The organism is Providencia sp. PROV182 (assembly GCF_028480325.1).
Lineage (GTDB): Bacteria > Pseudomonadota > Gammaproteobacteria > Enterobacterales > Enterobacteriaceae > Providencia > Providencia hangzhouensis.
Genome location: NZ_JAMPOL010000036.1, coordinates 1 through 7,135, shown reverse-complemented (window position 1 = coordinate 7,135; position 7,135 = coordinate 1). Strand labels below are relative to the sequence as shown.

Annotated in this window: 5 protein-coding genes; 2 read left to right on the top strand and 3 right to left on the bottom strand. The window is 40.2% G+C overall.

The genetic code is table 11. The features are described from left to right. The first annotated feature begins 1,235 nt into the window (after positions 1-1,235). Positions 1,236-1,664, top strand: coding sequence for a hypothetical protein (locus PR834_RS20300; RefSeq protein WP_164561264.1), 429 nt, complete (start codon positions 1,236-1,238; stop codon positions 1,662-1,664). Between the two features lie 265 nt (positions 1,665-1,929). On the opposite strand, the gene actP is transcribed toward PR834_RS20300, so the two are convergent. The 3 genes from actP to acs form a co-directional block, all read right to left on the bottom strand. Then, on the bottom strand, positions 1,930-3,579 hold the full coding sequence (actP, locus tag PR834_RS20295; protein ID WP_004263246.1) for a cation/acetate symporter ActP: 1,650 nt from the start codon (positions 3,577-3,579) through the stop codon (positions 1,930-1,932). Further along, positions 3,576-3,887 carry a DUF485 domain-containing protein gene (locus PR834_RS20290; protein ID WP_004263244.1) on the bottom strand — a complete coding sequence of 104 codons (312 nt, stop codon included), beginning with the start codon at positions 3,885-3,887 and terminating at the stop codon, positions 3,576-3,578. Before PR834_RS20290 ends, actP begins: the two co-directional genes overlap by 4 nt. Before the next feature lie 195 nt (positions 3,888-4,082). Beyond that, on the bottom strand, positions 4,083-6,038 hold the full coding sequence (acs, locus tag PR834_RS20285; RefSeq protein WP_096863473.1) for an acetate--CoA ligase: 1,956 nt from the start codon (positions 6,036-6,038) through the stop codon (positions 4,083-4,085). A gap of 417 nt (positions 6,039-6,455) precedes the next feature. Between acs and sodA the strand changes: the two genes are divergently transcribed. Continuing rightward, positions 6,456-7,082: a superoxide dismutase [Mn] gene (gene sodA / locus PR834_RS20280; protein WP_180312640.1), complete on the top strand. Its 627-nt coding sequence runs from the start codon at positions 6,456-6,458 to the stop codon at positions 7,080-7,082. Positions 7,083-7,135: the final 53 nt, after the last annotated feature.

The following is a 7,135-nucleotide window of genomic DNA, read 5'->3' as shown; positions in this document are numbered from 1 at the left end:
CAGTAACAACTCACTTGTTGAAAGGGCGGTGGCTGTTGGTGAAGGTGGGATAACAGGGGCTAGGAGAAGTAATGGAGGGGAGCGGTTGTATTGGTGCGCTGAATAGATATTGTGAATACAAAGTAGTGAGTAACAGCTCACAGATTGTTTAGGGTAGCAGAATTTTAAGAATATCAGGAGAGTACTGTGGATTGGATGTTTGCCCATCACGGTGATGAATGACATCGCTTGAATCAAAGAAGTCAGTAACAACTCACCTCTCTTTTGACCGGGACGAGGTGGGTAGGAGGAAAAACTCACTTGTTGAAAGGGTGGTGGCTGTTGGCGATGGTGGGATAACAGGGGTTAGGAGAAGCAATGGAGGGGGAGCGGTTGTATTGGTGTGCTGAATGGATATTTTAAATGCAAAGTAGTAAGTAACAACTCACCTCTCTTTTTAGCCGTATAGGGAATGGGCGAGGAGGGTAGGAGGAAAACTCAATTCCTTGTATTTAAGTGATAAATGTGATTAAGAAACATAAAGTAGCAAGTAAAAGCTCATAAATTGTGATGACAAAGAATATATATTTAGTGATGACTATATTTCAGGTTTCGTAATTATTGTATTGGGAGATTGAGATGGTAAATGTAATTGAAGGGGGCAAAATAGTAAATAACAGCTTTACAGCAAAGGTAGTAGAGGTAGTAGAGGTAGGTTAGATAAGTTTATATCTCCGAGTGCAATTGCTGTGTGATTTGACTCCCTGGTTGATAGATAATCTATGATCTATTAAAAATAGTAATGACTTAATGAAACTATCTGACAGGATTACTCTTAACTTGTCCTATAATGTTTATAGTTTTAATGGTTTTTATGGTGTTAATTAAGTAACCCAAGTAAGTCATTATTTGAACAATAAATTCATTAATATCAATAGATAAAAATAAAATAACCAATTTTACTCATAAATAAATTAACTATTTTATTTGTATATTTTTAATGAATAAGCGCACTATTGTTTATTTTTTTATATAAAAATTGTTAAATTGATGTTTCAATTTCTTACATTTATACTGTGTTAGGTAGTTAATGGTATATCCAGCTATCACGTTACCGATGAAGTTTGCTTATAAGTGAAATTTTCAAAGGAAAGAAACTTACATCCAGATATGAAAGATAGGCCAGCTAAGCAAGTTATACCTTTTAATGAATGGTATTTCGTGTAAACAATATTTGTATAGCAAAGGTGGGTCAGATGAATAAATCAAAAAGCGCTAATCATCGAATTTTCGACCAAATTATTTCTGTAAATAAACAGAAAGAAAATGAATTTAATAATGGGCAAGACGGTGCAACGATTCTTTCTTTATTAGTGATGTTTTTTGTTCCTTTTTTACTGTTAAATACAGTGAGAAATACCCTTGGCATTGACTATAGCTTTGTCACTGTCATTGGAATGCTCGCTATCAGTGGGTTGATTACAGTAGTGCTGTATAAAAAATTAAAACTAGGTTCCCAATTCGCAGATAAAAATATTGTATTAGACCAGTTACTTTCTCGTTATACTCCGAAAAACAAGCAAGAATTTAAAAAATTACAAGAAGAAAGAAAAACAAGTTCAGCAGAGTTTTATTCATTAGTAGAAAATTGGGCTGATGTAGAAAGACAACACTATGCAAGATAGTATCGAATAACGAAAACAAAAATAAGTTTTTCAATATTATCAATATCCTTCTTTTCTCTACGTAGAAAGAAGGATTTTTTTTACATAAAACTTCTGATAAAAGAGTTAAATATACTATCAACTCCTTTATGTGATTTCATATATCGTATTGATTTATAAGATAATATAAAGAGAAATAATGATGAGACTAAAAGAGGTTTAAATAAACTATTAATAAAAAACGGCTCGATACACTGAGCCGTTTGGTGTGGCAATAAAGTTAGGTTTAGTGTGATTTACCCTGCTCAATACCGAGTCCAATTTGTGAACGAACAAATTGCTCTTTAAAGCGCTCTCTTTCCATTTTTCCTTGTTCTGAATTATCTGTTACAGAGAATAGCCATGAAGCAACAAATGCAACAATCATGGAGAAGAAGGCTGGGTACTCATATGGATAGATTGGTTTTTCATGGTGAAGAATACTGACCCAGATGGTTGGTCCTAAAATCATTAAAACAACAGCAGTAATTAGCCCTAACCAACCGCCAGCCAATGCACCGCGAGTTGTCAGCTTACGCCAGTACATCGACAGTAAAATGATTGGGAAGTTACAACTAGCCGCAATAGAGAATGCTAAGCCGACCATGAAGGCAATGTTTTGTTTTTCAAACAAAATACCGAGGCCAATTGCAACAAAACCTAAGATAACAACGGTAATTTTAGAGACACGTAATTCATCTTTTTCATCCGCTTTACCATTTTTCATTGCCATCGCATATAGGTCATGAGAAACCGCGGAGGCGCCTGCTAAGGTTAAACCAGCAACAACAGCAAGGATAGTGGCGAATGCAACTGCAGAAATAAAGCCTAAGAAGAAATTGCCACCGACGGCATCTGCAAGGTGAACAGCAGCCATGTTTGTTCCACCGATAAGTGCTCCAGTAGCATCTTTAAATGCAGGATTGGAACTGACTAGAACGATGGCACCAAAACCAATAATAAAGGTTAAGATGTAAAAGTAACCGATAAATCCAGTGGCATAGAACACACTTTTACGAGCTTCTTTAGCGTCACTAACGGTGAAGAATCGCATAATAATGTGAGGGAGGCCAGCGGTACCAAACATCAATGCAAGACCAAGGGATAAGGCGGATATTGGGTCGGAAACCAGTCCTCCTGGGCTCATAATAGCAATACCATTTTTATGAACTTCAACGGCTTCTTTAAATAAGGTATTAAAGTTAAAGCCAACATGCTTCATAACCATAACGGCCATGAATGTTGCACCCGCTAATAACAAGATGGCTTTAATAATTTGCACCCAAGTTGTGGCTAACATTCCACCAAATAAGACATATAGCACCATCAATATACCCACAATGACAACAGCGACGTGGTAATTGAGACCAAATAACAATTCAATTAATTTACCCGCACCAACCATTTGAGCAATAAGATACAGTGCAACAACAACCAGAGAGCCAACCGCAGATAGAATACGAATTGGTCTTTGTTTTAATCGATAAGAAGCAACATCAGCGAAGGTATAGCGACCTAAATTACGTAAGCGCTCGGCAATTAAGAATAGAATGATCGGCCAGCCAATTAAGAAGCCAATCGAGTAGATTAAGCCATCATAGCCAGAGGTATAAACCAGAGCAGAGATCCCTAAGAAGGAGGCAGCAGACATAAAGTCACCCGCGATAGCCATCCCGTTTTGGAAACCGGTAATTTTCCCGCCCGCAGTGTAGTAATCAGAGCGAGAACGCGTTCTTTTTGACGCCCAGTAGGTAATATACAAAGTGAAGCCGACAAACAGTAAGAACATCACAATCGCCTGAATATTTACAGGCTGGCGTTCAACATCCCCTGTCAATGCATCAGAAAACGCCATTGATGAGGTAAAAAAGAGAATGAGTGAGAGCAATATTTTCATTTTTCTACCTCTTTTAAAATTTCTGCCGTTAAGCGGTCATATTCACCGTTGGCTCGGATGACGTAAAGCCCAGTGAGTACAAACGAAATGACGATTAGCCCTACACCAACAGGGATCCCTCTTGTTATGTATGAACCTTCGGATATTGGTGTTCCAAGCCAGCTTGGGTCAAAAGCGATAAGAAAAATAAAACCCACATACAGCACGAGCGTTATTGCAGATAACAACCATGAAAAGCGACTACGTTTCCTAACCAGTTCTTGAAAGCGAGGGTTATCCTCTACCTTTTCGTAAGCAGTAGCATTCATCAGAGTTCTCCTCTGTTATACTCGTCATACTTCAAGTTGCAGCTTTGTTGACTGCACTCACTCACACGAGTCACATACTTATGTATGCTCCTCGTGTTTCGTTCGCTTGTCGCCTAGCTGCACCTCGAATTATTTAGAGTAAACCATCTTGTTGGGATGTATGTAAGGCCGCCTCTATGAGTTGGCCTTTTGGCGTTATGACATACTCATAGACTGTTTTTCTTCGAGTAGTTTTTCGACAACACCTGGATCAGCCAGAGTGGAGGTATCTCCGAAATTACTGGTGTCTCCTGATGCAATTTTTCGTAGGATGCGACGCATGATTTTACCGGAACGGGTTTTGGGCAGTGAATCCGTCCAGTGGAGTACATCCGGGGTGGCAATAGGGCCGATTTCCTTACGAACCCAGTTGCGAACTTCGGTGTATAGCTCTGGTGATGGCTCAACCCCAGATATTAATGTGACATAAGCATAGATTGCTTGGCCTTTAATATTATGAGGAATACCGACCACGGCAGCTTCTGCCACTTTCGGATGTGCAACGAGCGCTGATTCTATTTCTGCGGTACCTAAACGGTGGCCCGAAATATTCAGTACATCGTCAACACGGCCAGTGATCCAGTAATAACCATCTTCATCACGACGAGCACCATCACCACTAAAGTACATGCCTTTAAAGGTTGAGAAATAGGTTTGCTCGAAGCGTTCGTGATCGCCGAATAAGGTACGGGCTTGGCCCGGCCATGAATCAACAATCACTAAGTTACCTTCTGTGGCGCCTTCGATAGGTTCACCAAGGTTATCGACTAATGCAGGGCGAACACCAAAGAATGGCAATGTTGCAGACCCTGGCTTTAACATGGTTGCCCCCGGAAGTGGTGTGATCATGAAACCACCTGTTTCGGTTTGCCACCATGTATCGACAACAGGGCAGCGGCTGTTACCAATTTTTTTATAGAACCATTCCCAAGCTTCAGGGTTAATGGGTTCCCCCACGGAGCCGAGAATTCGTAATGAGCTGCGATCTGTACCTTCAATGGCTTTATCACCTTCGGCCATTAATGCGCGGATAGCCGTTGGGGCAGTATAAAGGATATTGACTTGGTGTTTATCAACCACTTGGCTCATTCGGTTAACTGCTGGGTAATTAGGTACCCCTTCGAACATTAATGTTTTAGCGCCATTGGATAATGGCCCATATAACAAATAGCTATGGCCTGTTACCCAGCCTACATCTGCAGTACACCAATAGACTTCACCTGGATGGTAGTCGAAGGTGTATTTAAATGTCAGTGTGGCATAGACTAAATAACCGCCAGTGGTATGCAGAACGCCTTTCGGTTTACCTGTAGAGCCTGAGGTATATAGGATGAACAGCGGGTCTTCTGCGTTGATTTCTTCTGGAGGGCAATCTGCACTGACGCCTTTGATGACGTCGTGCCACCAGAGATCACGGCCTTCTATCCAGCTCGGCGCGTTGCCTGTGCGTTGGTAAACAATCACATTAGAAACCGTTGTGACTTGTGGGTTGGCGAGTGCGTCATCTACATTTTTCTTTAATGGAATTGCACGGCCAGCACGTAAGCCTTCATCTGCAGTGATGATAAGCTTCGCTTTACAGTCGATAACGCGACCAGAGACCGCCTCAGGGGAGAAACCAGCAAAAATGACCGTATGTATAGCACCAATACGAGCACAAGCTAGCATCGCGACAGCAGCTTCGACAACCATCGGCATGTAAATGGCGACGACATCACCTTTACGGATCCCTTGTTGTTTTAGGACATTCGCAAACTGACAAACATCATGGTGCAGTTCGCGGTAAGTGACATTTTTTGACGATGAAGGGTCATCGCCTTCCCAAATAATCGCAGTTTGGTCGCCTTTTTCAGCCAGATGGCGATCCAAACAGTTAGCACTTAAATTTAATGTACCGTCTTCAAACCAGCGGATATCGATGTGCCCGGGGTCAAAAGAGGTGTTTTTAACACGAGTGTACGGTTTAATCCAATCAACGATTTTTCCTTTTTCGCCCCAAAATCCTTCAGGGTCTTGAATCGAGCGTTGGTACTCATCGTTATACTGTTGTTCGTTTATCAGGGCATTTTTTGCAATTTCAGCAGGAACGGGATGTTTAGTTATTTGAGTCATATTATTATCTCCTTGCAGATGTTAATACTATGTCAAAAAATGGTTAACTAAAGCACGATTTTTAAATTTGTTTTTCTTTTGCGCGGAAGATCACGTATTAATTGTAATGAGATTTGCAGGATTATCATTTGATGCTAAATGTCAAATTGACATATAAATCTAAAAATATAATAAAAGGTGGATTTAAAGAAAAATAAATGGCGGGGTTGTTGGTATTAGTTACTGAATAAACAAGTTCTCATAGCGAATATAAATATCCATACATTTCTCATGGGTTTGATAATGATTTTCATTAACAGTAAAATAACTATAATAGATAGTTATTCACAAGGTGCGAAGTTACGCAAGTGTTTACCCTATGAGCCTTGTGGTAAAAATGAGAAACATAGCGGTATTTACGTCACTGGAGACAATAATATGAGTTATACATTACCTGCTTTACCTTATGCTTATGATGCGTTGGAACCACATTTTGACAAGCAAACCATGGAAATCCACCATACTAAGCATCATCAAACCTATGTGACTAACACCAATACAGCGTTAGAAAAACTACCTGAATTAGCAGGTTTAGATATCGATGTTCTGATTCAAAAATTAGACCAAATTCCTGCTGATCAACGTACGTTTGTTCGTAACAACGCAGGTGGCCACTCAAACCATAGTCTGTTCTGGAAAGGTTTGAAATTAGGTACTGAATTAAAAGGCGAATTAAAAGCTGCGATTGAGCGTGATTTCGGTAGCGTTGATGCATTCAAAGAACTGTTTGAAAAAGCAGCTGCAACCCGTTTCGGTTCTGGTTGGGCGTGGCTGGTTCTGAAAGATGACGGTAAATTAGCTGTAGTTTCAACAGCAAACCAAGACAACCCATTAATGGGTGAGGCTATTTCAGGCGCATCTGGTTACCCAATCATCGGTTTAGACGTATGGGAACACGCTTATTATCTGAAATTCCAAAACCGCCGTCCTGATTATATTAAAGCATTCTGGTCAGTTGTGAACTGGGATGAAGCAGCGGCACGTTTTGCAGCGAAAGCTAAATAATCTTATAAGATAACGTAATTTGCTATAAGCGCAGCGTTAATGCTGCGCTTTTT

What these genes read in the sequence shown, in the direction of transcription:
- PR834_RS20300 (WP_164561264.1), top strand. Translation starts at nt 1,236, where the DNA reads ATGAATAAATCAAAAAGCGCTAATCATCGAATTTTCGACCAAATTATT.
- actP (WP_004263246.1), bottom strand. Translation starts at nt 3,579, where the DNA reads ATGAAAATATTGCTCTCACTCATTCTCTTTTTTACCTCATCAATGGCG.
- PR834_RS20290 (WP_004263244.1), bottom strand. Translation starts at nt 3,887, where the DNA reads ATGAATGCTACTGCTTACGAAAAGGTAGAGGATAACCCTCGCTTTCAA.
- acs (WP_096863473.1), bottom strand. Translation starts at nt 6,038, where the DNA reads ATGACTCAAATAACTAAACATCCCGTTCCTGCTGAAATTGCAAAAAAT.
- sodA (WP_180312640.1), top strand. Translation starts at nt 6,456, where the DNA reads ATGAGTTATACATTACCTGCTTTACCTTATGCTTATGATGCGTTGGAA.